Source organism: Prosthecobacter sp., from assembly GCF_044226605.1.
Classification (GTDB): Bacteria; Verrucomicrobiota; Verrucomicrobiia; order Verrucomicrobiales; family Verrucomicrobiaceae; genus Prosthecobacter.
Window position 1 is genome coordinate 156730 of sequence record NZ_JBGAGS010000004.1, and the last position, 25458, is coordinate 182187.

The window sequence follows — 25458 nt, forward strand, 5'->3', positions numbered from 1 at the left end:
GTGCTAGACGATGGCCCCCCAGAAGATGAGCGGTTTGAGCAGACGCCAGTCCGGCTTGGTCAGGCTCTGCCTGCTACCGTCGGCGAACTCCACTTCTTCCGCAGTCACCCGCTTGATCCACTTGCCGGTGACGCAGGAGAGCGTCTCGGCCAGATCAATGTCGGGATACAGCCGGTCGAGATGGATATTCACCTCGTCCTTGGCGTAATCCAGCTCGATGGCTCGCGCCATCTTCTCGTCGCGGAAGAAGACGTACTGGCTATAGAGGTCAGTCTTGGTGTTGCGGAAAAGATCGCCCTCTTCTGCGGCATAGACTGCTCTGGCGATGGCTTCCTCGTATTGTTCAAGGGCTGCTACTTTGAAAAACATTCCAGCTCCATTCAAGGCGAGCGGCTTTCCGCCTTTCCAAGTGATCGCAGCAAATACTCGCTTCATGCGAGGCAGCAGTGTGGTATCGAAGTAGTCGGCAGCTTCTACCATCAGCAATTTTCGACGAATGCGGTCAGTGTGGTACGCTTCTGCGACAGAGTGACCAGTCGTGCCAGAGCCGCCGAAAAAATCCATCACCCATTCACCCTCGTCTGCCGTCTGAAGGATAAACCTCGAAACGAGTGTGGTCGGTTTCGGGTTGGGAAAGCTCCTTGTGCTGCCTGTCAGTTCGGTGAGCTGTTTTTCACCGTCAGTATAATCCATCACTACAGACTTGCTGACGTTGGTTTCGACCTCGTGGAGAAATTTCTTGGATTGCGGAATCTTTTTCTCATCAGGCCCATACACAATGCGGTTATCGTCATCCATCTCTTTGAATGATGACGAGAAACCCTTGAGTGGATTGCGCGCCCAAACCCAGCCACGTTTAGGAACGGTGCATCCCTTCTTGGTTTTGGGATGCGGTGGTGAGTAGAACCGGAAGTTCGGATCATTCGGGTCACGCACACTCGCTTTCTTTGAGCCTGCTGAAACGAGTGGCATCGATGGATTGTCTTCACGCCAGATCCAAATCTTGGCCTTCTTGGCTTTCGCGTCTTTCTCGGCAACCAATTTGCCGTCTGCGTCGCGATACTCTGCATTGCTGTAGTTGTAGAGCCCTTTCCATAAGTCGAGGGTTTTATCGTATTCGATGCCTTGCTCTTCCAAGTCTTCACGGAAAGATGACCGGTGCTCTTCAAATACGGCGCGGATCGCTTTTTCTATTTCTTCGATGCTGGGATAGTCCGGATTTATCTTTTCGACGAGATCCATCAGCTCCGCGTAGCCGGGCTTCGGCTCGCGAAACATCCTTACGTCCTGTTTTACGGCTTCCAGATCGCGGGCAAAGACTTCAACGTATTCGTGATTGTTCGAGTAAGTCGGCGACTGGCTCTTGGTGGTGTTTTGCACCCAGATAATTTCTTCCACTCGGTTTGCAGCACCGAACACTTTTTCCATCGCGCCTTCGAGTGCTTTGCGCTCATTGGCATCAATACTTGAATAGATCACGCCTTTGGGGCCGAGGAAACTTTTCGCCATGTCCAGGCGGTCATAGATCATCGACAACCATGACGCGTGCCGGAAGTTGTCGGCATAGGGCAATGTTTCCGTTGTCGTGTTATACGGCGGATCAATGTAGCAGCACTTCACCCGCCCCTTAAACTTTTCCTTGAGCGTATTGAGCGCCTGGTAGTTTTCGCTTTTGATGAGGCGGCCATCAAGCTGGTTGTCGAGATCGTCGAAGAGGCTGAGGAGGCGGAGTTCCAGCGGCTTGCCGAAATGGAGGGTGTCCAGCGGCAGGGAGCGCCATGAGGCGGCGAGGCTGCGGTCCTTGCCTTTACCTTCCAGGATGGCTTTGGCATCGAAGTCCGCGCCTACGATACCCAGTGTCTGCCATTCCTGCACCTGGTCCTTCATGCTGGCGTGCTTGAGAAAGTCTCCCAGCAAGTCCAGGCCGCCCGCGCGCTCAGCGATGCGATCCAGCGTGATAACGTAGTGAGAGCCGCGCACGAACTTGGGCTTGTTCCAGATGCGCACCAACTCATCCTCAAACTGGGCGATGAAGTCGATGAGCCGGAAGGCGATGCTCTTGAGTGCCTGGAGCTGGGCGATGCGGCGCACGTCCCAGTGCGTTTCGTCCTTGAAGACGTATTGATACATCCAGAGGTCGAACTGCTCGCGCAGGAAGCCACGGGCATCCTTGTTGATAAAGAAGTCCACCTCGCTCTGGCGCGCGAAGACGCGCATGGCCTTTTCCAGCACGGCTTCCTTGACGAGTTTGCCTTCCTTTTTCAGAGCCTTGAGAATGTCTTCAGTTTTGGTGATGCGCCCCCGTTCGGAATAGGTGACGACGAGGCGAACTACGCCGTCATTCTCGATCTTCTCAAAGGCATAGACGAGCTCTCTCTTCTCATTGGATTTCTTGTGCTGGAGCGCTGTGCAGTCGAAGAAGAAGGTGGTGCCGTCAATGTCCGCTTTGAGATCGCGGAAGAGGCGGTCGGTCTTCACATAGTAAAGCATGTGAGTCTTCCAGAACAGCACCACGTCCTGTTCATCGGTATAGACCTTCTCATACACGCTCATGTGCTGCGGGGTGTAGGCGAAGCAGATGGAGCCGCTCTTGCTGAAATAGCGGGAGAAGAACGCATTGAGCTTGTCAAACAGCTCCTCGCGGAAATCCGGGAAGGTTTTCACCGCTTCACCGACATCTTTGTGCAGAGCTGGCTCGACCATGCGCTCGAAGTAGCCCGCTTTGATTTGCATGAGATTGATGTAGCCGGACTCGCCATCGACCTTCGCCCCCACGAAGAGATCGCGGATAGCATCGAAGAAACGGCGCTCTTTGGGGCCGGAGCGGGGATTGAGGGTATCGGGCATGAGTTGGGAGGGATCAAAGCGGAGAGGCTGGGAAATGGCAAGGCGTTCCGCAGGCAGGATGAAAAGTCCTGCGTCATCCATTTGCCCAACCACATGCCAAATCTCGGATTGGATATGCCGCAGGAAGGAATCGAGCGCGACGCAACCTTCTTCGCCAAAACCACACGGGCTAGGCGCTGCGGAGCGGAGGTGGGAGATCTGCGTCTTTTTGCGCCGCGCTCGTGACGAGCCTGTTAAGAGTGGCAGTTCGGGAACAAGCCCCTGCCTTATCCTGCCCTTACTTGTCGAAGAAGTTGGCTTCTTCGCGGTCGCCGACTTTGAGGTAGCGGTAGAAGACTTCCAATTGGAGGGTGCAGAGGCACTGGCGGTAGATTTCGTCGGCGGCATCGCCGGAGGGCCAGTTGGGGCGGCCGCGCTTGAAGGAGCCGTCGGGCTGCTGGGCGGAGAGGATCTGGGGGAGGAACTGCTGATTGTAGAACTTCCAGTCGTCGCCGCCCTGCTGGAAGAAGGCCTGGGTGTAGTAGTACCAGCAGTAGAGGTTGCAGTTTTTGTTCCAGTCGAGGGGCTCGGCGGTGATGAAGTCGCGAAGGAAGGCGATGCCTTTTTTGATGGGGGTGGTCTTGCCTTTGGCCATGGTCTGGAGGCCGAGGATGCCGACGCCGGAGAGGGACCACTGATTGTAGTGGGCGTCGCGGTTGGCGACGCCGAAGCCGCCGTCCTTGGTCTGCTTGTCCTCGAGGTATTTGGTCATCTTGGTGATGGCGCTGTGGAGGCCGTCGATCTTGAGGCCGGTGTTTTTGGCGGCTTTGAGGGCCTGGAACTGCCAGCCGGCGACGGAGAGGTCTTCGCGGCTTTTTTTGCCGGCGTAGAAGCCGGTCTCGGAGTCGTAAACCCAGGAGCCGCTGTCCTGCTGATTGTCGATGATGATTTTGACGCCCTGCTCGAAGGCTTCGCGCATGCCGGGGAGGGATTTGCTGCCAAGGCGTGCGAGGGTGTACATCTCGCCGAGGGCGTAGGTGGCGATGCCGTGCTCGTAGACGGGGGCATTGCCTTTTTCGGCCTGGCTGAAGAGCTTGTTTTTGTTTTTCTTCTGGGCTTCAAGGAGGAACATGATGCCCTTGGTGACGTTGTCGCCGTAGAAGGGGGACTCGGGGGTCTCGCAGCGGCCGAGGTAGCAGAGGAGGGCGAGGCCGGTGAAGGCGCACTTGCTGTTGCGGCCCCAGGAGCCGTCTGGGTTCTGCTTGGTCTTGAGCCATTCGAGGGAGGCGGACACTGCGGCCTCGCACTCGGGGGAGCCGCCGTTTTGGCGGAGTTTTTCCAAGCGCTCCTGGGTGGAGCAGCGGCTGCGCATGGAGGGTGGCAGGGTGACGAAGCCATTGGCTGCGCCGAGGCCCATGCCTTTGCCAAAGCCGCCACCGGCACCGCCGGCACCAAAGCCGCCGCTGGCTCCCAAAGCGCCGCCGCCCATCATGGCGCTGACGTCGGGCATGTCCAGTGCGTCGGGCGGGGCTTCCGGCAGCGAGATGGTGGAGCTCATGCTGGTGCTGACCAGCTTTTTCATGGGCATGGCCTTGTTGATGGTGCTGCGCTTCTTCTGCTGCACTTTGTGCTGCAGATCGGCGCTGGCCTTGGCGCCCTGGGCGGTGCCGCCGCCGGGGAGGAAGTCGACCTGCTTGTCCATGACGCCGGTCTGGAAGACGATGAAGAGGGCGAGGACGCCGAGGCCGGCGTGAATGAGGATGCTCAGGAGGAGGGAGCTGGCTCCGGCCTTGCGCCACATCTGGACGAATTTATTGGGCGGAGGGCCAGTCTCGATGTGGGTGAGGGCCGGGGGGTGATAGACTTCGCCTTCATGATGCTCGAAGGCGGGGGCTGCGGCGTCGTCGGTGGGTGCCGGGACGGCGGCTGCGATGGGCGCGCTGGGCGCGGGCATGACGGGAGCTGCGCCGGAAGGGGCTGGCATGGCGGGGGCCACGGCAGCGGGAACGGGCATGGCGACGGGCACTGCGGTGCTGGCAGGCCGGGCGGGGGCTGGAGCGGAGGCCGTAACCGCGCCGGTGGCTGGCGCGGGCGGGGGCATCATGGCCGGCATCGGCATGGTGGGCACGTAGCCTGGCGGGTAGCCGGGCATCTGCGGTGGGTAGCCCTGCGGCATGGGGTAACCCTGAGGATAGCCGGGCATCTGCGGCGGGTAGCCCTGGGGCATGGGGTAGCCTTGAGGATAGCCGGGCATCTGCGGTGGGTAACCCTGCGGCATGGGGTAGCCCTGAGGGTAGCCTGGCATCTGCGGCGGATAACCGGGGGGCGGCGCGTAACCTGGGGGCAGCGGCTGTGTGGCTCCGGGGTGCGGGGGCTGTGGCTGGGGCTGCTGTGGGTTTTGGGGATTCTGCGGGCTGCCGGGCTGCGAGGGATTCATGAGCGAGATAATTCTTCAGGGTGGCACGACGGAACAGCCGTGCCGTTTATTGGGGGGACCCAATGAAAAAAAGAAAATTAGAATCCGGGATCGCTGCCGACGGTGAAGGTCACGTTGGCGACCTTGGCGACGGCGAGGGCGTTGAGCACATCGATGACGCGCTCGTAGGTGGCCTGCTCTTCAGCCTGGATGGTGACGATGACCTTGGCGTTCCGGTTGTCTGCCTCCTGCTTGAGACGCTTGAGGGTGTCTGTGAAGGTGGGCAGTTTTTTGTCGGGACGACCGGTGTCGAATTCCTCGTCATTGAGGGTGACGGCACCGGATTCTTCCACGCCGACGGTGATTTCGTCGGGCAGCTCCTGAGGGGCGTCTGCGCTGGGTGGTGCGAGGCCTGGGAGCTGGCTCTTGAGCTCGCGCTCGACTTTGACCGAACCCACCATGACCATGAAGAAGAGCATGATGACGAACACCACGTCGATCATGGGCGCGATCTGGAAACCGACGGCGAGCTGCTCCTGTTCGATTTCGCGGGGCTTTTTGGGGCCGTGAGACATGAGTCGGAAGAATTATTGTTTGTTCAGAGCGGAGAAGGAGATGTCGTCGATGCCGGCCTGGGCGACGACGCTCATCACACGCTGGATTTCGATGGCGGGGAGACGCTTGTCTCCCCGGATGACGACGCGGTACTTGGCGTTGGACTCCTTGCGACCGCGGAGTTTTTCCACCAGGGGCTCCGTGTTTTCGTAGGTGCTGTTTTCGAAGAGAATGAGGGCCTTGCCATTGGTCCAGCGAACATTGATCGCGGCCTCATTCATGACATTCTTTTCCTTCTTTTTGGCGTCTTCAGCGACGGGGAGCTGGATCTCCTTGTCGATGCTCAACACCTGCGCCGAGGTGATGCTCATGAAGAAAATGAGCAACACCAAGAGCACGTCAATCATCGGAGCAATCTGGAACTCCGGTTCGCCATCACCACCGCCGCCGCCGCCGCCCATATTGTTAGAAGGTCAAGGGTTGATAAGAAGGGAAAAGAATGCCGAGGGGAATCATGCCGCTGCTGCAGCGCCTTCGCCGGCCACCCAGTTTGGAATGGCAGCGTAGAACTCTTCCTCGCCGACGTGAGCGTCCTTGAGGTGGGAGTAGGGCATCTTGCGGAAGAGGGAGGTGCAGATTTCCTGAAGGCCGCTCATGGAAACCTGGAGGCGGTTGCGCAGGAAGTAGAAGAACATGAAGGCAGGAACGGCGATGAAGAGACCGGAGGCGGTAGCGATGAGCACCTCACCGATAGCACCGGAGAGCTTGGCGGGGTCCCCTGCACCGCTGGTTTTCAGAGTGGCGAAAGCGCTCATCATCCCGGTCACCGTGCCGGTGAGACCGATCATGGGGGTGCAAACACCGATAACGGAGAGGTAGTTGATGCGGGTCTGGATGGAGGCATTGGCCTTGTTGAGCTCGGAGAAAAGAGCGCCTTCCGTGGCGTCATGACCATCTCCGAGGAAACTGAGGGCGACGCGGGTGGTGTTGGTGAAGGCGGAGGGATTGCCTTTGCAGAACTGGTAGGCACCGACGTAGTCACCGGCGCGGAAGAGGTCCTGCACCTGGGCGACCTGGGCAGGAGGGGCCATCTTCTTGATGCCAGTGCGCATCCAGAGGTCAACGGTAAGCCAGACGAGAGCGATGGAGCAGGCGGTGATGGGGTACATGACCCAGCCACCTTCGATGAAGCGGTCGATCAGGGAGTGCTGCGCGGGTTCGCCGCCGGCGGCACCTTCAGCGGGCGCGGGCTCCTGAGCGAAAATGTTGAACGAGGTGAAGACACCGAGGGCCAGCAGGACGCAAAGGAACGCGCGGGCAGGGCCGTTGGAGATATGGCGGGTCATGGTGGTGGCAGTGTTGGTTTGCATGGGAGATTATTCAGGCTTTGGGTTTTGTCTCAGTGGTTTTGGCGGGTTCACCTTCCTTTGGCTTGGCATCGCCTTCCGCGGCGGCTTCCTCGTCCACATTTTTCATTCCGGCAATCGCGGCTTTTTCCTTTGTTGCGGCATCTGCCACCGTGGAGCCGGGATAAGATTCAATGATGCGGGCAAAGAAGGCATTGGCGTCTTCATAGCGCTTCATTTTGACGAGGGTTTTGGCGGCGTTGAGCTCAGCCTCCGGAACGCGCTGCATCTGGGTGCCGTAGAAAACGGGAATGCGCAGGTAGGCGAGCAGCGCCTTTTCCCATTCTTTTTTCCGGGTGTGGACGTCGGCGATGATGGCCCAAAGAGAGGCGCAGATGGCCGAGTCGTCGGTTTCCTTGAGAATGCCCTGGGCCTCCACAATGACTCCCATGTAGTCGGTGCTGGTCTGGCGTTCGATGTCGAGCTGAATGATGCGCAGGCGCATTTTCTGGGCGTCGCTGAGCTTGAGGGCGCGCAGGGCGGGCAGCGATTTCACCACGTCGTCAAACTTGCCGCCCTGATTCAAGGCTTCGATGTAGGCGAAGTAGATGTCCACATACCAGTTTCCCTCGATGCCTTCGAAGTGTTCGAAGAAGTCCTTGCCCTTCTTCAGCACCGCGATGGCTTCATCGGTCTTGCCTTTGGCGAGGAGGTCGGCGGATTCGGTGAGCTCGGCGGGATAGGGCCACTCGAGAGACTCGATGTTCTTCTTGTCGAGAACGCTGGTGGCCTTGTTTTCACCGATCTGGACGGTGCGGACGATCTTGCCGTCCGGCTGGATGGAGAATTCGGAGGAGAAGACGCGGTTGCCGTCCTTGAGCACGATGGCCTGGCCAAAGGCGGAGCTGGCGGCGACGAAAGCGAAAGCGAGAATGAAACGGGCGAACGAGCGCATGGAGGTCGTGGGTTGGGTTCGCATAAAATTACAGGGTGCCGATGAGCTTTTCAGCCTCTTTGACCTCCGGCTGTTCCTGAAGATCTTTGCGATCAAGCATCTCCTGGAGCGTTGCCTTGGCCTTGTCCTTTTCGGCAAGGGCAATGAAGGATTTGGAGCAGTTAAGGTAGGCCTTGGCCACTTCGTCCTTCCACTTCTGGTGGGCGATGAAGACACGCTGGTAGTAGGCGATGGCAGCCGCGTGCTTGCCCTGGAGAGCTTCGATGTCTCCCAGCATGCGGAGGGCATTGGCGGTGGCATGGCCGCGCCATTCCTTGGTGTTGGCGATCTGCTCAAAAATCTTTTTGGCCTCGTCATACTTCTTGAGCTTAACGAGCGTCTTGGCTTCGCCTTGGGTGGCATCGAGCACACGGGAGCTGCCGGGGTAGTCGGAGAGAGCAGCGCGGAAGAGCTCCAGCGCCTTGTCGTATTCGCCCTTTTCAAATGCGATTTCGCCTTTGCCCACGGCGGCGCCGTCGGCGTATTCGCTGTCCTTGAAGAGATCGTTCAGGCGGGTGTAGCAGGCCTCGGCCTTGGCAAGGTCGCCTTTCTTGCGGGCGCTGTCGCCCACGGTGGCCAGCAGCATGGGGCTGAGGTCGTCGGGCTTGGCCACTTCGATGATGATGTTGAAGTACTTCTCCGCCTTTTCCGGGAGCTTCATGGTCTTGGCCAGCCAGGTCTTGGCGAAGAGGATGCGCATTTGCGCGGTGCCGTTCATGGCGGCCTGCGGAGGGGAAAGAAGCTCTTCAAGCTGCTTTTCAACTTCTTCAAAAGTCTGCTCAGGAGCGGGAGGTGGAGCAGCGGCCACGGCCGGGGCGGGCTCGGCAGGCTTGGAGCCATCTGCGGGCGCTGGTGCTGGTGCTGGTGCGGGAGCGGCGGCAGCGACAGGGCGGCGGCGTTTCGGTGCGCTGATGGTGACCAGCTGCTGGATCAGACCTTCGACCTGCTGATTGGCGACATTTGGAATACGAGTCTTGATGTGTTCGGCCAGAAGCTTCTTGGCATCCTCAATCTTCCCATCTTTGATTTGTGCACGGCTGATCCAGAGGATGGCCTTGAGCGAAAGGTCTTCGTTGTCCTTGTGGGTGTTGTAGTAGCGCTGCCAAGTTTCTGCCAGTTCCGTCCACTTGTTTGCACCGACGTAGAGATCGGTCAGCTGGTCGAGAGAGTAATTCTGGACATCGTCAGTCTTGGCCTTGTCCACGGCGGCGGCGAACTGAATCATCGCATTTTCGTAATCGGTCCGCTGATTGTAGATGTCCCCGAGAAGGGCATGCACCTGGCCGATGTTCTGATCGTTCGGAGCATCCTTGGCGATGCTCAGAAGTTCCGCTTCGGCGGCCTTTTTGTCGCCACCCTGGAAGTCAATGAAGGCCAGACGGTAACGGGCATCCACCACGTAGTTGCCTTTGGGGTTCTCCTTGATGTAGGTCTTGAGCGCCTTGGTCACGCTCTTGTAGTCGTTCTGGTAGAAGTAGGTCAGAGCGATGCGGTACTGGACATCGTCCTTGTAAATCGTCTGCGGGTAGTTTTGGATCAGGGTTTCGTAGTTCTGACGGCATTCGTCGAAACTCTGCAGTTCGAACAAGATGCTGCCGATCACAAAGCTGAGGCGCTCCTTGTCAGCCTTTGGGGCACGCATGGCGTCTTTGAGAGCGGCGATCGCCTCTTTAGGCTTTTTGTTTTGATAAAGGATCATGCCCTTCATCATCGACACTTCACCGACCATTTCGCTGTCCGGGAACTGATCAACAAAAGTCGTGCATTCCTCGCCCACTTCCTTGATGCGCTTGAGGGCGGCATTGACGGTGATCAAGCCATACATGCACTTGTCGCGCTGGGGGAACTGCTTGTACTCGTTGACGATGACCTCGAACGCCAGGATGGCCTGCCAGAGGCGAGAAGGATCTCCCGGGCCAGCCTCAGTGGGAGCGCCCATTTCGTAGTAGCAGCGGCCGAGGCGGTAGTAGAGGGAGGCGTCGTAGTCGGTGCGCTTCTCGATTTCGGCCATGATCTCGCGGTTGGCCTTGAGCTTGGTCTCGATCTCATCCTTGCGCACGCCTTTGGCGGTCTTGAGCTGGCCTTCCAGCTTGGCGATCTGATCAGCCTGAATGCGGGAGATTTCGGCCTTCTTGCGGACAAGCTGGTAGGCGCCGAGGGCCTCCTTGTAGGCCTTCTTTTCCATCATCTCATCGCCGAGCTTGAGGTAGATGTTGTTCATCTGGGCGATGCTGTCGCCGCCGGAGGCGAAGTTGCGCACCTTGTCCATCAGGGCGGTGGCTTCATCGAGCTTGCCGGTGGCCACGTAGATGTTGGCGGCGAGCATGGCCGCCTGGATGGATTCCGCGCTGCGGATGCCGCCCTCGATGACGTTGGTGAGGATCTTGAGCGATTCTTCCTGCTTGCCCTGCTTGTTAAGAGTGTCGGCAATGATGAGACCTGCCTCGGCTTTTTTCTCCGGGGAGTTGCGGACAACGTCCGTGAGGACTTCGATGCCCTTGGCTTCCTGCTTGCTGGCGATGTAGGAACGGCCGAGAGCCATGCGCACATCGATGATCGCGCCACCGGTGGGGAACTCCTTCACGTAGGCTTCCAGGGCCTCAATCGCCTTCGGGTAGTCGTTGAGGTTGTAGTAGCAGGCGCCTTCGGTGAAAAGAATGCTTTCGAATGGCTTGTTGTTCAGGTTCTTCTTGGCGATGGCGAGCTTGGCCAGGGCCTCCTGATACTTGGCCTCGGCAAACAAGGCACCGGCGGCATTGACCAATGACTCGGTTTCTTGCTGAATGTTCAGGGCTCCGGGGGCGGCTGGAGCTGCGGGGGCCGCAGGCGGAGGAGCCTGGGAAAACGCAGGCGTGGAAACGGCCAGAGCCAAGGCGGCGCAGAAAATAGGTCTCATGGTATGCAGGGTGCTTTCCATCTCAATACGAAGAGCACGGAAACGACGGACGCGCGCAAGCCCGGACTGGCGCGAAACATCGATCATGGTTGGGCAGTGAGATTGGTCTGCTGGGAAGACGGACATTTTTCGAAAAAGAGACATGAGATTAGCAGGATGGTCATTTTTGTCACGGGAGAAAAATCAAAAGGACAAAATCTGACCGCGTTGAATGACGAAGCGTACAAAACCACTCCTCGTTCGACATTCCGCGTTGGTTATTCAACAGTCTGGCCGCATGTCAAATCCTGTTCTTGAAGTCACTGATCTCACCTTCCGCCGCGGCCGTCCCATTCTCAAAGGCATCTCCTGGCGGGTGGAGCCCGGCCAGCACTGGTGCATCCTCGGCCCGAATGGGTGCGGGAAGACCTCGCTGATCAACCTCATCACAGGCTACGACAGCGCCACGGGCGGCACCTTGCGGATCGGCGAGAGTGTGTTTGGCGATGACGACTGGCGCGAAGTCCGCCGACGGGTGGGGCTGGTGACCAATACGCTCACGACCTACCTGGAAAGCAGCGAGCCGGTGATCGACGTGATTTCCAGCGGACGTGAGGCCAAGCTGAACCTCATCGAGATCCCACCGCCAGGCGTGCGGCGGGAGGCGGCGCGGCTGCTCAAGCAGGTGGGGTGCACCTACCTGCGGGAGGCGTACTGGGGGCCGCTGTCCCAAGGGGAGAAGCAGAAGGTGCTGATCTGTCGCGCGCTGATGGCGAAATTTCAGGTGCTGATCCTGGACGAGCCCTGCGCGGGCCTGGATCCGGTGGCACGGGAGCATTACCTGCAGTGGATGCAATCCCTGGCGGTGAAGCCGAAGTCCCCTTCCCTCGTCATGGTGACGCACCATGTGGAGGAGATCCTGCCCAGCATCTCCCACTGCCTGCTGCTGAAGGACGGGCAGGTGCATGCGGCGGGTACCAAGGAAGAGGTGCTGCACAGCGGCAACCTCAGCGAGATTTATGGAGCGCCGGTGAAGTTAAGCCGCCATGGCGAGCGTTATTCCCTCCGTCTTGCCTGATTCCACCCGAACTCCAGCCATGAAGAAACGCATCCTTGCCCTGCTGCTGCTGATTCCGCTTTTTGCCCGAGGGGCGGAGGTCGGCCTGGAACGTGTGCCGGAGGGAGGGGTGCAGCCGCAAGTGGTGGCCACGCGTGACGGCACGCTGCACCTCGTTTATTTGAAAGGAGATCCGCGGGGTGGTGATGTGCGCTACGCCAGCAAGAAGGCCGGCGCACCGGAGTGGAGCAAGCCGCGAACGATCAACAGCAAGGCGGGCAGCGCGGTGGCGATGGGGACGATCCGCGGGGCGCAGATTGCGGTCGGGAAAGACGAGTCTCTGCATGTGGTGTGGAACGGGCCCGGGGGGAAGAACCAGCCTGCTGCGCTGCATTACAGCCGGTCTTTGAACCGGGGGGCATCGTTTGAGAACCAGCGTGACCTGCGCTCGGACACCCAGGGCCTGGACGGCGGGGCCTCCATCGCCGCCAGCGGCAAGGGCGAGGTGTTTGTGGTGTGGCATGGTGCACCGGCGGGCGCGGCACCCGGAGAAATCAACCGGCGGGTCTTCATCCTCAAATCGACGGACAACGGGGGAACCTTTTCCAAGCCGCAGATTGCCAATGCGGATGACCCCGGAGTCTGCGCGTGCTGCTCGCTCAAGACTTTCGTCAGTCCCGGCGGCGAACTGCTCACCCTTTACCGTGCCGCGCGCAGCATGGGGCAGCGGGACATCGTGCTCATGACTTCCACGGACGGCGGAGCGACGCATCAGCACCGGGATGTCGGGCCGTGGGCCATCAACATGTGCCCGATGAGCAGTGCCAGTGTGGTGGCAGCCGGGGCGAAAACTCGTGCGGCGTGGGAAGCGGAAGGCCGGGTGTACACTGCGCTGCTGGATGCCACCTCCGAAGCGCTGGCGGTCTCTGAAGAAAAGGCCCGGCACCCCGCGCTCGCGGTGAATTCCCGCGGCGAGACTCTGGTGAGCTGGAGCATCGGCACCGGCTGGCAGAAAGGCGGTCAGCTGGGGTGGGTGGTGCTGGATGCGGCGGGGAAGCCCACGGCTGAACGCGGTGTGAAAGCCGGCGTGCCGGTCTGGGGCTTCAGCACCGCCTACGCGGAGGGAGAACGTTTTGTGATCTTGTACTGAAGAAAGGATGCCCCATGCGCCTGCCTGACTTTATTTTCTCCCTCGTCACGATCTTCGTGAATGGGCAGGCATCCGCTGCGGACGGTGTTTTCACGCTGCTGCAGAGCAGGCCTTTTGTGGCGGAGGTTTCCAGCGTTTCCACAAGCCTGACCGGTTACAAGCTGTCCCTGCGCTCCACGGATGGCAGCACCCGAAGCTTTGAGTGCATCAGCTCCGGCCCCTCGCTGGAGCAGCAGTTTGCCGCCCAGCTGAAGTCCGACCACTTTTATGCCTTCCCCCAATGCGTGGTGGACTTTCTTGGACTGGAGCAAACCGTAAACGTGCTGCGCTCGCTGCCGACTCCGACAGGGCCCTTCGGAGTGTTCGTGCCGGCTCCGGAGCGGAGAAATCAACCGCCGAGCGGACTGCTTGAACTTGGCCAGGACCATCCTTTTCGTGCCATCGTGCTGGATCTGGGCATTGGAGAAACGGGGTATTCGATCGTGCTGCAGGGGGTGGATTCAGAGCTGCATCTTGCCAGCGGCACCTTCAGCTCTGACAAGGTCAAAGCCATCGCGGAGGGGCTGCGGCGGGGGGAGACCTATGAGTTTCCCGCAGCCCTGGAAGATGTGCTGCTGGGTGATGCGGAACGTGCGGCCAAGGCGAAGCCCAAGTCAGCGGCGGTTGCGGTTTTGGGGCGCTACATTGGCGCGTGGAGGGGATCTTTGGAGGATGATCCGACCGCGACGATCCAGATGAACTGCCAGTGGCTGGCGGATGGCACCGGAATCTGGAGGGAGCTGACCTTTCACCGTCCCGGCGGCGGCAGTCTTCCATCGCTCGACATTGCCCGCATCGTTTTCGATGCCAGGGCCCAGGGCTACCTCACTGCCGACCCAGCAGCCGACCCTTCCATGGCTCTGCGCAGCACCTGGAGTGAGGCGGGCCAGACCTTCACCAGCACGCTGCCTGCGGGTGCCAACGGAGAGCTTCGCGTCAACACGGCCAAGTTTGTGGCGGAAGACCGGATCGAATGGAAAACGGTGACGAAGAACGCCCTCGGCAAGGTGCTGAGCACCAAGCGCGGCAGCTATACCCGCAGCTCCAAGGAAGTGCCGCCGCTCCCGCTGCCGCCGCCCTCGGCGAAATCCGTGCTCACCGCCGCAGTCGCGACGGGCACACGCACCTTCTTTTCTCAAACAAGCAGCACGAGTGCGCAGGCGCCCTCCCTTTCCGCCGCGGGGCAGCTGCCGCCAAACGTGATCTACTCCGACTTTTTTAAGCTGCGCGATCAGCCGCCGTTCCGCGCCCGGCTCACGCACATCGAGTTCAAAGCGCACTCCTTTTCCGCCACCCTTGAGCGAGCCGACCAGCGGCAGGTTTCGATTTACCATTCCCGTGATGATCGATGGGACGAAGCGCTGCTCCTTGCCAAACGGCTCACGCCGGGCCTGCCCTACGATTTCCCTGCCGTGCTGGCAGACGAGTACCAGACGCCGAAGGCTGGAGCCACCGGGCCGAGCACCGATGCCATGCGTGCCCTGGCACCGTTCATTGGAGACTGGACGATGCACTGGACCACCGGGCCTGGCAAAGACAAGGCGGACAAGATCACGGTCCGCTACTTCTGGACGAACGATGGCACCGGCCTCTGGCGGGAGGTTCATCTCCCTGCCGGCTTCAGCACGAGCGGCACGCCGAAGACGAATAACAAACCGGAGGTGGACGCCGTAATGACTTACTACGATCCCGCCATGCAGAAATACTTCGAAGTCCGCTCCTCAGCCCTGAAGGCGGACGAACAAACCGAGGTGGAATGGGACGCGAAAACCCAGACTTATTCATTGCTCAAAAAGGCCGGGGCTGCGCCTGCAGAACTGCAGTACAGCGGCACCCGGCGGATCGTCTCGCCCGACCGCATCGACTTCCAGTCCAGGACCACCAAGGCTGACGGCACTGTCATGAATGAAAGCGCCGGGTACTACCAGCGCACCAAACCCTGAGGCTGCTGCGACTCTCTGACCGCCCCTTCCCCATATGATGACACGCAGAGGGATTTTAGCCGGAGGCAATTTCATCATCGACCACGTCAAGCTGATCGATGCGTGGCCGGAGCAGGACATGCTGGCTTTCATTCAGAGCGAGACGTCTTCCAATGGCGGCGGACCCTACAACGTGCTCAAAGATCTGGCCGCCATGCGCTGCGGCTATCCGCTGTCTGCAGCCGGACTCGTGGGAGCGGATTTGAACGGGAAATGGATCCTGCGCGATTGCGAGGTGGCGGGCATCGACATCAAACATCTGCGGCAAACGGACCTGGCACCCACGAGCTATACGGATGCGATGACGGTGAAGAGCAGCGGCAGGCGCACGTTTTTTCATCAGCTGGGCGCCAACGCGCTGCTGGGGGAGGAGCACTTTGATTTCAGCAGCACACAGGCGAAGATTTTTCACCTCGGCTACCTGATGCTTCTCAGCGAGATGGACCGCCTGCTGGAGGATGGCCGGACGGTGGCGAGCCGGGTGCTGGAGGCGGCACAAGGAGCGGGATTGCTCACGAGCGTTGATTTGGTCAGCTCATCGTGTCCGGAGTTTCGGCAGATCACGGCAGCCGCCCTGCCCTACACCGATTTTCTCATTCTCAATGAGATCGAGGCAGGCAGCGCCACGGGAATGGATTTGAGGAGCGGGTCGGTGGACCTGGGACGTCTGCAGAAGGCGGCGGACATCCTGCTGCAGGGAGGCGTGAAGCGTGAGGTGGTGATCCACTTTGAAGCGGGAGCCTTCGTGGCAGAGAGGAAAGGCGGCGTGCATTTTCATTCGTCGCTGAATTTGCCGCAGGGATTCATCGCCGGAGCGACGGGAGCGGGAGATGCGTTTGCCGCCGGATATCTGCACGGCACGCATGAGGGGTGGCCCATTTCCGAGCGCCTGAAGCTGGCCACGTGCAGCGCGGCGATGTGTCTCACGGACCCAACGCCCTCGCAGGGAGTGAAGCCAGTGGCGGAGTGTCTGGCACTGGTGGAGCGGCTGGGGTATCGGGAGATGGGCTGAGGGGGTGATGCGAGGACGCGCCGACTGCGTGGCGGAATGGCGAGGCAGACGCTGCTGGAGGTCGCGTTGTGAAAAGAAGGCGCTGGGTTGCTTTCCTGTAGGATGCACCCCCGTACCAGGGTGGCCTCGCCGAGGCTCGGGAAACCTTCGCTATGATACGGAAGGCCGTTGGCCTTCAAAGGCAGAGGTGTCAGTCTATTGCGCAAGTCTCAATAAGATCAACGTCGCGCTTGTGAAGAGAAAGATGGGGCGCAGGCATGATGGGGCCTTGGCTGAATGCGGTGCTAAAGCTTTTTTCCGACTGGTTATGACTTGAGACAGAAAGCCGGCTGCTTCAGAATCACAGCGAGATGAAGCGGAGCGTCAGTCACCCTCGGTTTGCCTCATTTCACAAACTGCTTGTCCAGGTACTCTTTTAACATGCCGAAGTACGCGTTCAGGCGTGAGATGCCTCTGACTGTGCCCACGTCGGGAGAGAGCTGGGTGAACTCGGCTGGAATGGCGGCCAGGAGAGGATCGCGCATGGAATAGCTTCCCTCTTTGGCCAGAACCACGTCGAGCATGCAGAGCATGCTGTCCTGGGGGAATTCGGTGAGCGCACTTCGGAGTTCGAGGTTTTTGTAGTCCAGCTTGTTCTGGTTCAGCTTGTCGGCGAGGTAACCGCCCGCCATGACGGGGTCGTGGTAGAGCTTCCAGCCGACACGCTTGACGGCGGTCAAATCTGCGGCGCGGGCTTTGCCGGCGTTGATCATCAGACCCGCGAGAAGGTTGACCGCGCCCAGGTCCTTGGGGCCGTCGGCAAAGGCGCGGGTGCGAAGCTCCTTTTCAAAACGTGACAGCAGCGTGGGCACGTCTGCGAGATGATGTTTGCCCGCCAGATTGATGAGGCGCTCCGCCACCCGCGCACTGGAGGGCAGCTTGCTCTTTTCACCGATGAGCCAGCCGCCTTCCTCCAGTTCTTTCTTGAGCCATTCCGCGTTTACTTCCTCCAGATACGTGCGGGCGTAGAGGTTGAGCTCGGCAAGGCGCTGAGGTTCTGCGGCCAGAACCTTCCTGGCCATCTCCATGTCCCGCTGCAGGAAGGCTTTGTTCACCTCCGAGTTCCACCAGTCGCGGTCCCAAACCGCGGAGAGGGCGATGAGGTCCTCGATCTTCGCGGTCTGCCCCTGCTGCACGGCTTTCAGAAGGTCGGCGCGGCGCTTGAGGGGATTGGCCGGACCGTGCACTTCAAAGATGCCGTAGGCAATACCGGTGGCGTTGTCCTCTGGGCCGGCCTTTTCCCAGTGAGCCACGGCTTCCTTGGCCATGCGGGAGCGAGTCAGGCATTCGGCCTGGAGGGCATTCGGGAGAAATTGCGCGGGGTCAGCGGCCAGGGACCACTTGTAGCGTATTTGCGCCTCCGTGTGATTGCCTGCTCGGTGGAGCCTCTTTGCGAGTTCCAGATTGGTGGCGGGTTCGTCAGGGAGCTTGTCATTGGCGCGCCGGGAGTACTCGAGCGACTTCGCATCATCGAGGCGGAACAAGAACTCGGCGAGCACCATGCAGTCCGCGGCGGTCAGCTCTGCATCTGGCACCGCCTTGATGAAGACTTGCATCGCCTCATCGAATTTATCCTCCATGATCAGCGTGTTTGCCGCGATGGGTGCCAGCTGGTAGTGGGTTTTGCGCGCTTCGCTGACCTGTGCTGTGAAGTCTCCGGCGTGGAGGTGAGCCAAGGCAGCGGGGAACACTGTGGCGAAAACGAACCACCGAAAGGATGAGTCAAATGGCATGGGCATGCCGCCTACTAGCTGACAAACGGCGCGGCCTGTCAACTGCCGTGAGCAGGGCGACATGAGTTCATGCGCTTTCCCGAAGGTTCTCCTCCGACGAGGCTGTTCCAGGCTTGATTATTCGACGTTGGCTGATCAACCTGCCGCCCTGGCTCCGTAGCAGTGTGCCTCTGTCCTCTCTATTCCAACCCGATGAATCCCAAACTGACTCTCCTCGCCGTCGCGCTTGCTTCCACCCTGGCCAATGCCGAAGACAGCCGCCTGCAGCCGCCCAAGGATCTGAACGGCTATTTTCCCTTCAATCCGCCTTCGTCGCTGAGCGAGTGGGATGCGCGCAAGGAGCAGGTGCGGAGGCAGATCCTGGTGGCGGAGGGCCTGTGGCCGATGCCGACGAAGACGCCGCTGAATGCGGTGGTGCATGGCAAGGTGGAGGGCGATGGATTCACGGTGGAGAAGGTTTACTTTGAGAGCGCGCCGGGGTTCTACGTGACGGGCAGCCTGTGGAAGCCGAAGGAGATCAAGGGCAAGGTGCCAGGCGTGATGTTTGCGCACGGCCACTGGAAGGATGCGCGCCTGTCCATGGAAACGGAGGCCAAGGTGCGCGCGGAGATCGCCGCAGGCGGCGAGCGTTTTGAGCAGGGCGGCAAGAGCATCTTCCAGTCGCTTTGCGTGCAGCTGGCGCGCATGGGCTGCATCGTCTGGCAGTGGGACATGCTGAGTGATTCGGACTCGGTGCAGATCCCGCGTGAAGTGGTGCACACCTTTGCCAAGCAGCGGCCGGAGATGAACACGGTGAAGAACTGGGGTCTCTTCAGCCCGCAGGCGGAGGCGCATCTGCAGTCCATCATGGGCCTGCAAACGTGGAACGCAGTGCGCGGGCTGGATTTCCTGCTCTCCATTCCCGAGGTGGACCCTGAACGTACGGCGATCACGGGTGCGAGCGGCGGCGGCACGCAGACGATGCTGCTGGCGGCGATCGATGACCGCATCAAGCTTTCGTTTCCCTGCGTGATGGTGAGCACGGCGATGCAGGGGGGCTGCACCTGCGAGAACACCTCGCTGCTGCGCATTGGCACGGGCAATGTGGAGTTTGCGGGTCTTTTTGCTCCGAAGCCGCAGGGCATGAACACGGCCAACGACTGGACCAAGGAAATGGCCACCAAGGGCTTTCCTGATCTGCAGAAGCTGTACACGACCTTTGGCAAGAAGGACAACGTCTTCCTGCTGCGCGGGGAGCACTTCCCGCACAACTACAACGCGGTGACGCGCTCTGCGTTTTACACGTTCGTGAACAAGCACTTCAAACTGGGCTTCCCTTCTCCGGTGATCGAAAAGGACTACGAGCCGCTGACGAAGGAGCAGCTCACGGTGTGGGACGACAAGCACCCTGCCCCCAAGGCGGCGGATCCTGAATTTGAACGCAAGCTGCTGACCTACCTGACGGACGACGCTGAAAAGCAGCTGAGCAAGGCTGACCCCAAGGTGCTGCAGCAGGGCGTGGAGGCGATCATCGGCCGCAGCTATGACAAGGCGGGCGAGGTGGAATGGACGCTGAAGGACAAGCAGGATCAGGGCGATCACCTGGCCATGAGCGGCACCTTGACCAACAAGACCTACCAGGAGGAGCTGGCAGTGTCCTGGCTCTATCCCAAGCAGTGGAACGGGCGCGTGGTGATCTGGCTGGATGACGCGGGCAAGTCTGGACTGGCGGGCAGCAAAGAGGTGAAGGAACTGGTGGCTGGCGGCTCGGCGGTGCTGGGAGTGGACCTGCTTTTCCAAGGCAATGCGGAAGGCAAGCAGAACCGGGTGGTGGCCAATCCGCGTGAGTTTGCCGGCTACACCTACGGCTACAACAACGCACTCTACGCCCAGCGCGTGCATGATGTGCTGACGCTGACGACCTTCCTGCGCAACACCAAGGTGGGAAGCCACCCAAGCCCGAAGACGGTGTGCCTGGCGGCCTTTGGAGAGCAGACCGGCCCCATCGCCGCAGCGGCACGTGCCTTGGCTGGCAGTGCGATCGACCGCGCCGCGGTCGACACGCACGGTTTCCGCTTTGGCAAGCTGCTGGACTATCGCGATCCGATGTTCCTGCCGGGTGGTGCTAAATACCAGGATCTGCCGGGCATGATCGCTCTTCAGGCAAATCTGCCGCAGTGGGTGAAAGGCGAAGGCAAGGAGCCTGCAGGCACGGCGGTGAAATGGCTGCTGGAGTAGCGAGAGCAGCAGTCATCCATTTGTCTCAACGACAGGAATTCGACGCAGCCCTTTCGGCCGCGTCGTTTGCTTTGGGCCCTGCATGAATCCTCGTTGTCCCAGACGGGACCGCCATGCGGATGGTCAGGGGCTTGCGGCGATGGCGGCATTGTAATTGGCAAGAGCGCGGAAGTATTCGAACTGGGCCTCCACTTCGAGGACCTTGGCGTCGAAATTAGCCTGCTCACGGATTTGCAGGGCCAGCAAGTCGGTGGCTCCCTGCTTGAGGCGCTCAGCTTCGGCGCCGGCCAGCTGCTGGGAAAGGTCCACATTTCGGCGAGTCTGGCGCAGAACCTCATTGGCGGCCAGCAGGGCGCTGTGGGAGTCGCGCACATCCGCTGTGATGCGCTGCCTTGCGAAAAGCATCTCCTGATCGAGCCGGTCGATCTGGGCCTGGGCCACATCGAGGCGGCCCTTGGCTTCACGGCGTTGGAGCGGGACTTTGAACTCGACCTTGGCCTCCATCTCGGTGCGTTCGACATCGCGCGGCGTCCGGCCATTGAGGCCCTGCGCGGCCTGCACGCCGACTTCCAGGCTGGGCAGCAGGTTGTTTTTGGCGAGGCGGCGGTCGATGTCCGCCTTTTCGAGGGTGAGTTCGATACGGCGTATCTCGGGGCGGAAGATGCGGGCCTTGGCGATGTCCACGGTGAGCTGTGAGTCCGAAGGAGAGGAGTGCTTGGGAAACGACGAGGGCAGGCGTGTGCGTGCGGCGAGGATGGGTTCCGCGCTGCGACGGTCGCGATAGAAGAGAGAGAGCTCGATGGTGGCGGCCTGCAGACGGCGCCGCGCCTGGACGACGGCGATCTCGCGGCTGACGACGAGGCGCTGATTGTCCACCTGCACAATCGGGGCCGAAGCACCTGTTTTCACTTGTTCGGCGATGCCGGAGTCTCGCTCTTTGGCAACGCGCAGAAGCTCTTCGCTGAGGCTCAGGCGCATCCCTGCGGAGAGCCAGCCGTAGTAGGCGATGGAGGCGGCGCGGACAAAGTCCAGGTATTGGCGGAAGATGATTGGATCAGCCAGCTCCTGGTCGATCTTAGCCTGCCAAAGAGTGGCACGTCTGCGGTCGATGGTGCCATCTCTCAGAAGAGGGATGCGAAAGCCGAGAACGCCTTCGCCATCGGTGCTGGTGCGATCCTTGTTGTAGTTGGGAAGGAATCCGCTGCTGAGGCGATAGCCGCCGTAGACGCTGCCGCCCCAGTTGGAAAACGGCTGCTCCAGCATGGTGTAGGCCGTCTGGCCGTCATAATATCCGGCGGGTGCAAAGGCGCCTCCGGCGCTGAGGTTGAGGTCAAAGGCCCCCATGGCCTGTCGGGCGCGGCCGTTGGCGATGTCCTGCTCGATCATGGCAGCCAGGTAGGGCGGATACTGGGTCTTCACGCTTTGCAGGACGTCGGCAAGAAGCAGCGGGCGGCTTTTCTCCTTCTCCTCCGGCGCGGCCTCGAGACTGGCAAAGGGCAGCACCAGGGCCACCATGGCGGCACGGCAGCGGCGCACGGAGGGTGAGGCGAAGGCGATGGTCTTTCGGGCGGTGGGCGTGTTTATTTTCATCTTCAAAATGGAGTGCCTGTTCAGTGTGGTAGGAAATGTCACTTTTTGGTGGGGTCCAGGCTGCCTTCCGCGCTGGAGTTCACGGCGGGAAATCCATTGATCTGCCGCCACAGCTCAAACCAGAGCGGCACTTCATCCAGCAGGAACCAGGCGTTGGCGCGGGTGCCCTGACGCAGCCAGCGCTCGCGGTCCGGCCAGCCGACGGTGACAGGCCCCCGGCCGTCGCCACGGTCCACGACGTCATCCGCGGGGCCGATGAGCACGCGGAAGCGCCCCTGCCCGTCATCGCTTGCATCGATGAAGACCACCTCGCCGCCGAAAGTGCCGATGGCGAGCTGCGGCCAGCCGATGGCCTGCACGGCAGGCCAGCCCTCGAAGGCGAGGCGCACCGGGCTGCCCGGAGTGACGACGCCGTTCTCCTCCTTGCGCGCGTGGATGAGCGGCATGTCATTGCCATCGACCCAGACTTCGACGTTGCGGCTGTCGCTTTCAGGAATGATCACGCAGATGAGCGAGCCGGGGCGCAGGTAGGTGCCATCGGTGACAGAGACCTGAAGGACGACGCCGTCGCGCGGAGCCTCCACGATCTGGCGCAGGTTCTGATTGATCTGGACATCGATGGCGGAGAGATCGCGCTCGGCGGTGGCGACTTCACCGAGGGCGCTGCCTTTGGAAGCGTGGATGGAGGCGATGAGGGCGTCCATGTCATTGCCGGTGCGCTTGAGGGCGGCCTCGGCGGATTTGAGATCGGCGGCGGTGGCATCCCGCTGGAGGGTGGCCAGTTCCAGATTGCGCTGGGATTCGAGCTGCTTGTTGAAGAGATCCAGCGTGCGTTTGTGATTGAGCTGTGCCGTTTCGGCGGCGATTTTGGCCCCAGCCACACGCTGCTGTGCGCCATCGATGGCCTGAGCTTTGGCCAGTTCCTGCTGGGTGATCTGTGCGGTGAGAGACTCCACACGACCCTGGGCAAAATCACGGCGGCTCTCGATCGCCTCGCGCTGGGCACGGAGATTGTTCAGAAGGTTGGGGTCATTGTCCTGAATTTCGATGACAAGCTCGCCTTTTTTGACGCGCTGGCCTTCGGTGATGTGAAGGTTGCGCACGCGGCCGGAGACCTGGGCCTCCACATTCACCCGGCGGTCCAAGGGATTGAAAGCAATGACCCGCCCGGTGCCAGCGACGAACTGGCGCCAGGGCAGAAACATGAGGGCGATGGCCAGCACGGCAAAGCCCCCCAGCAGCAGATGGCTGAAGATGCGAGTGAAGCGCGCGGGGGTGGCGAGACTGAGCGCGGGCAGCGGGGGGGCGGAGCAAGCGTGGGGAGCGGATGTTGTAATCGGCGTCATGGGCAGGTGCGGGGCGCTTGGATCGAGGACGAGTTCGAGTAGGAGGACGATGCTGAGACTAAGCGGCGGTGGTTTGCGGGGTGGTGCCATCGGTCATCCGGCAGGGAGACAACTCGATGATCTGGTCGCAGCGGCTGCTGACCTGGGAATCGCGGGTGGTGACAATGACGGTCCAGGGAGCCGATTTGCCCAGGATTGCGGCGGAGAGCGGGGCAAAGGAGGCGTCGTCCATGTTGTCGAGCAATTCATCGATCAGCAGGAGGCGGGGGCGCTGCGCCAAGGCGCGGGCAAGGAGAAGACGCATGCGCTGATTTCCAGAGAGGGGTGCGCCGCCGATCTGGAGCCGCAGGTTCAGTCCTTCCGGCCGGGCCAGAAGCTCCTCCAGGAGGCCGACCTGTTTCAGCGCGGCGCGAATTTCATCCATGCCGATGTCGCTGCGCCCGAGGCGCAAATTTTCCACGACGGTGGCGTCCATGATTTCATCCCGGCGGAGCAGCTGGGTGCTTTCCCGCAGGGCTTCGAGATCCCAGCTGCGGAGATCCACGCCATCGACGGTGACGTAGCCGGCCGTGGGAGTCCGGAGGCCAAAGAGAATGTCCAGCAAGGAGCTGGCACCCGCGCCATGAGGGCCCACGATCGCGGCGCTGGCACCGGCAGGGATGGTGAAGCTGCGCCAGCTGAAGAGCGGCATGGTGGGGATGTGCGCAAAGGACATCTGGCTGGCGACCACCTCGGCGCCGCTGCCATGCACCCGCGGGCGTTCACCGCCTTCGCGCTCGGTTTCGAGATCGAAGACATGGCCGAGCTTGTCCATGGCGGCCATGGCGTCATACCAGGCCTCGAGTTTTTTGCCCAGCTTGGAGAGGGAGGCAACGATGCCGCTCATGATGATCTCGCTGGCGACGAGCTGACCGAGGGTGATCTGCTGGCTGATAACGAGGTAGCCACCCACCACAAGCAGGGCGGCGGAAGCCACCACCTGAAGCGTGAGCAGGGCTGCTATCTGGCGCATGAGCACGCGAAAGTGCCTGCTGCGGGCCATCACGTAACCGGTGCTGAGCTCGTTCGCACGCTCATGCGCCATGCGGCTGCCGCCGGGGCCTTTAAAGAGAAAGGGGAAATGAGCGACTTCCTCAAACCAGTTCACCAGATCGTATTTCATCCGGGACTCCTCGATGCTGGTGTCCACCGCGCCGCGCCCCAGCAGCCAGAGGCTGAGGATGATGAGGATGAGCAGCACTGCGGCGAAGAGGAGAAGCAGGGGGTGGTAAAGCGAAAGAAGCAGCATGCCGATGAGCCCGCCGAAGACGAGGTTTACCCCATCGAGAAGAAGCAAGGCTGTGGATTTCTGGGCGGTGACCACATCCAGAAAGCGGTTTACCATTTCCGGAGCGTGGACTTCATCGTGCACCTGGGCCTTCACACGCGGCAGGCGGTGGGCCAGGTCTGAAGCGGCACGCACAAAGATGCGACGCTGAATCATGTCTGATACATAGAACTGAAAAGCGCTGATGACAGCTTGAAGCCCCAGGCACCCGAAGAGCGCCAGAGACACAATGACCAGAGCCTGCAGGTAGGGGCGGGCCTGGCCGCCAAATGCGAGATTGCTCACAATGGCGTCCACCGCCAGGGGCACGGCGAGGTAGAGGACCGCTGAAATGACTGAGAACATCAGCAGCGTGCGGACCTCCTGCTTCTCCGCCAGAAGCAGGCCAATGAAGCGCCGGGCGGGACTCAGGCCGACGTGCTCATGAGCCACGTCATGCCCGTGCTGTGACGCGGTGCTGATCTCCGATGCGGCACGGTCTGGGTGGACGATGCCGGCCTCCACCACATCATGAACGCTCGTGACTCCCACGAGGCGTGCGAGAGCCTGGCGTGTGACACTGATGCGGTGGGTCGGATGCTCCCCATCGGCCATGCGGAGTTTGAACCAGCCTGCGTAGGTGATGACGAGCCAGCGGCTTTCCGCCGTGCTCCAGATGACCACCGGTGAGTCCGCATGAGCCTGCCACAGGGCATCGCTCAAGGGGAGGCGTGCAGGAGAAATGCGCATGCCAGCGCCTGCAGCGGCGGCGCTGAGCTGCGCGAAAGGATCTGTCTCCGTCTGCGTAGCCTGAAGGATGGCCGTGCGGGCACGCTCAGGGCTTACATCCGTGCCGAGGATGGCCGAGAGCTGCAGCAGAGTACTGGGGGAGAGGTTGGGCGTATAAAGAGTGGAAGGTGTCAAAATAGGCAAAAGTCGGATCGTTTACGTCTCTCTAGCCCGGATGGAGGCACC

At 60.8% G+C, this 25458-nt stretch carries 16 protein-coding genes; 5 read left to right on the plus strand and 11 right to left on the minus strand.

Annotated features, from left to right (window positions below):
* Positions 1–3: 3 nt before the first annotated feature.
* From ACILSO_RS06715 to ACILSO_RS06745, 7 genes are all read right to left on the minus strand, one after another.
* A complete protein-coding gene (locus tag ACILSO_RS06715; RefSeq protein WP_395736606.1) occupies positions 4–3234 on the minus strand; it encodes a site-specific DNA-methyltransferase in 3231 nt (1076 codons plus the stop codon).
* The gene (locus tag ACILSO_RS06720) at positions 3125–5263 is read right to left on the minus strand and encodes a prenyltransferase/squalene oxidase repeat-containing protein (RefSeq protein WP_395736607.1); all 2139 of its coding nucleotides are present in this window, start codon (positions 5261–5263) and stop codon (positions 3125–3127) included. The genes ACILSO_RS06715 and ACILSO_RS06720 overlap by 110 nt, the downstream gene beginning before the upstream one ends.
* 77 nt (positions 5264–5340) lie before the next feature.
* A complete protein-coding gene (locus ACILSO_RS06725) occupies positions 5341–5817 on the minus strand; it encodes an ExbD/TolR family protein (RefSeq protein WP_395736608.1) in 477 nt (158 codons plus the stop codon).
* 12 nt (positions 5818–5829) lie between these two features.
* Positions 5830–6258 carry an ExbD/TolR family protein gene (locus tag ACILSO_RS06730; RefSeq protein WP_395736609.1) on the minus strand — a complete coding sequence of 143 codons (429 nt, stop codon included), beginning with the start codon at positions 6256–6258 and terminating at the stop codon, positions 5830–5832.
* 51 nt (positions 6259–6309) lie between these two features.
* Positions 6310–7167, minus strand: a complete 858-nt coding sequence (locus tag ACILSO_RS06735; RefSeq protein WP_395736610.1) for a MotA/TolQ/ExbB proton channel family protein — start codon at positions 7165–7167, stop codon at positions 6310–6312.
* A gap of 10 nt (positions 7168–7177) precedes the next feature.
* Positions 7178–8122 carry a tol-pal system YbgF family protein gene (locus ACILSO_RS06740; RefSeq protein ID WP_395736611.1) on the minus strand — a complete coding sequence of 315 codons (945 nt, stop codon included), beginning with the start codon at positions 8120–8122 and terminating at the stop codon, positions 7178–7180.
* 4 nt (positions 8123–8126) lie between these two features.
* A complete protein-coding gene (locus tag ACILSO_RS06745) occupies positions 8127–11033 on the minus strand; it encodes a tetratricopeptide repeat protein (RefSeq protein WP_395736612.1) in 2907 nt (968 codons plus the stop codon).
* Positions 11034–11310: 277 nt separating this feature from the next.
* Here ACILSO_RS06745 and ACILSO_RS06750 point away from each other — a divergent pair, with 277 nt between their 5' ends.
* The 4 genes from ACILSO_RS06750 to ACILSO_RS06765 are packed head-to-tail and all read left to right on the plus strand — an operon-like array spanning position 11311 to position 16252.
* Positions 11311–12090, plus strand: coding sequence for an ABC transporter ATP-binding protein (locus tag ACILSO_RS06750; RefSeq protein ID WP_395736613.1), 780 nt, complete (start codon positions 11311–11313; stop codon positions 12088–12090).
* Between the two features lie 19 nt (positions 12091–12109).
* Positions 12110–13219: a sialidase family protein gene (locus ACILSO_RS06755; protein WP_395736614.1), complete on the plus strand. Its 1110-nt coding sequence runs from the start codon at positions 12110–12112 to the stop codon at positions 13217–13219.
* 14 nt (positions 13220–13233) lie between these two features.
* A complete protein-coding gene (locus ACILSO_RS06760; RefSeq protein WP_395736615.1) occupies positions 13234–15201 on the plus strand; it encodes a hypothetical protein in 1968 nt (655 codons plus the stop codon).
* A gap of 34 nt (positions 15202–15235) precedes the next feature.
* On the plus strand, positions 15236–16252 hold the full coding sequence (locus tag ACILSO_RS06765) for a carbohydrate kinase family protein (protein ID WP_395736616.1): 1017 nt from the start codon (positions 15236–15238) through the stop codon (positions 16250–16252).
* A 383-nt stretch (positions 16253–16635) separates the two neighbouring features.
* On the opposite strand, the gene ACILSO_RS06770 is transcribed toward ACILSO_RS06765, so the two are convergent.
* Positions 16636–17967 (minus strand): hypothetical protein, encoded by a 1332-nt coding sequence (locus ACILSO_RS06770; protein ID WP_395736617.1) that lies wholly within the window; start codon positions 17965–17967, stop codon positions 16636–16638.
* A gap of 249 nt (positions 17968–18216) precedes the next feature.
* On the opposite strand from ACILSO_RS06770, the gene ACILSO_RS06775 reads away from it, so the two are divergent.
* Positions 18217–20241, plus strand: a complete 2025-nt coding sequence (locus ACILSO_RS06775; protein ID WP_395736618.1) for an acetylxylan esterase — start codon at positions 18217–18219, stop codon at positions 20239–20241.
* 123 nt (positions 20242–20364) lie between these two features.
* Here ACILSO_RS06775 and ACILSO_RS06780 read toward each other — a convergent pair whose 3' ends face one another.
* Genes ACILSO_RS06780 through ACILSO_RS06790 form a run of 3 tightly spaced genes read right to left on the minus strand, consistent with a single transcriptional unit; the run spans position 20365 to position 25407 of the window.
* Positions 20365–21831, minus strand: a complete 1467-nt coding sequence (locus tag ACILSO_RS06780) for a TolC family protein (protein WP_395736619.1) — start codon at positions 21829–21831, stop codon at positions 20365–20367.
* A 38-nt stretch (positions 21832–21869) separates the two neighbouring features.
* On the minus strand, positions 21870–23267 hold the full coding sequence (locus ACILSO_RS06785; RefSeq protein WP_395736620.1) for an HlyD family secretion protein: 1398 nt from the start codon (positions 23265–23267) through the stop codon (positions 21870–21872).
* Positions 23236–25407, minus strand: coding sequence for an ATP-binding cassette domain-containing protein (locus tag ACILSO_RS06790; protein WP_395736621.1), 2172 nt, complete (start codon positions 25405–25407; stop codon positions 23236–23238). Before ACILSO_RS06790 ends, ACILSO_RS06785 begins: the two co-directional genes overlap by 32 nt.
* Positions 25408–25458 lie beyond the last annotated feature (51 nt).

Bases quoted from the DNA above. Each gene is read 5' to 3' on its own strand.
- ACILSO_RS06715 (WP_395736606.1), bottom strand. From the start codon at position 3,234: ATGCCGCCGACGAAATCTACCGCCAGTGCCTCTGCACCCTCCAATTGG.
- ACILSO_RS06720 (WP_395736607.1), bottom strand. From the start codon at position 5,263: ATGAATCCCTCGCAGCCCGGCAGCCCGCAGAATCCCCAAAACCCACAG.
- ACILSO_RS06725 (WP_395736608.1), bottom strand. From the start codon at position 5,817: ATGTCTCACGGCCCCAAAAAGCCCCGCGAAATCGAACAGGAGCAGCTC.
- ACILSO_RS06730 (WP_395736609.1), bottom strand. From the start codon at position 6,258: ATGGGCGGCGGCGGCGGCGGTGGTGATGGCGAACCGGAGTTCCAGATT.
- ACILSO_RS06735 (WP_395736610.1), bottom strand. From the start codon at position 7,167: ATGCAAACCAACACTGCCACCACCATGACCCGCCATATCTCCAACGGC.
- ACILSO_RS06740 (WP_395736611.1), bottom strand. From the start codon at position 8,122: ATGCGAACCCAACCCACGACCTCCATGCGCTCGTTCGCCCGTTTCATT.
- ACILSO_RS06745 (WP_395736612.1), bottom strand. From the start codon at position 11,033: ATGAGACCTATTTTCTGCGCCGCCTTGGCTCTGGCCGTTTCCACGCCT.
- ACILSO_RS06750 (WP_395736613.1), top strand. From the start codon at position 11,311: ATGTCAAATCCTGTTCTTGAAGTCACTGATCTCACCTTCCGCCGCGGC.
- ACILSO_RS06755 (WP_395736614.1), top strand. From the start codon at position 12,110: ATGAAGAAACGCATCCTTGCCCTGCTGCTGCTGATTCCGCTTTTTGCC.
- ACILSO_RS06760 (WP_395736615.1), top strand. From the start codon at position 13,234: ATGCGCCTGCCTGACTTTATTTTCTCCCTCGTCACGATCTTCGTGAAT.
- ACILSO_RS06765 (WP_395736616.1), top strand. From the start codon at position 15,236: ATGATGACACGCAGAGGGATTTTAGCCGGAGGCAATTTCATCATCGAC.
- ACILSO_RS06775 (WP_395736618.1), top strand. From the start codon at position 18,217: ATGAATCCCAAACTGACTCTCCTCGCCGTCGCGCTTGCTTCCACCCTG.
- ACILSO_RS06780 (WP_395736619.1), bottom strand. From the start codon at position 21,831: ATGAAAATAAACACGCCCACCGCCCGAAAGACCATCGCCTTCGCCTCA.
- ACILSO_RS06785 (WP_395736620.1), bottom strand. From the start codon at position 23,267: ATGGCACCACCCCGCAAACCACCGCCGCTTAGTCTCAGCATCGTCCTC.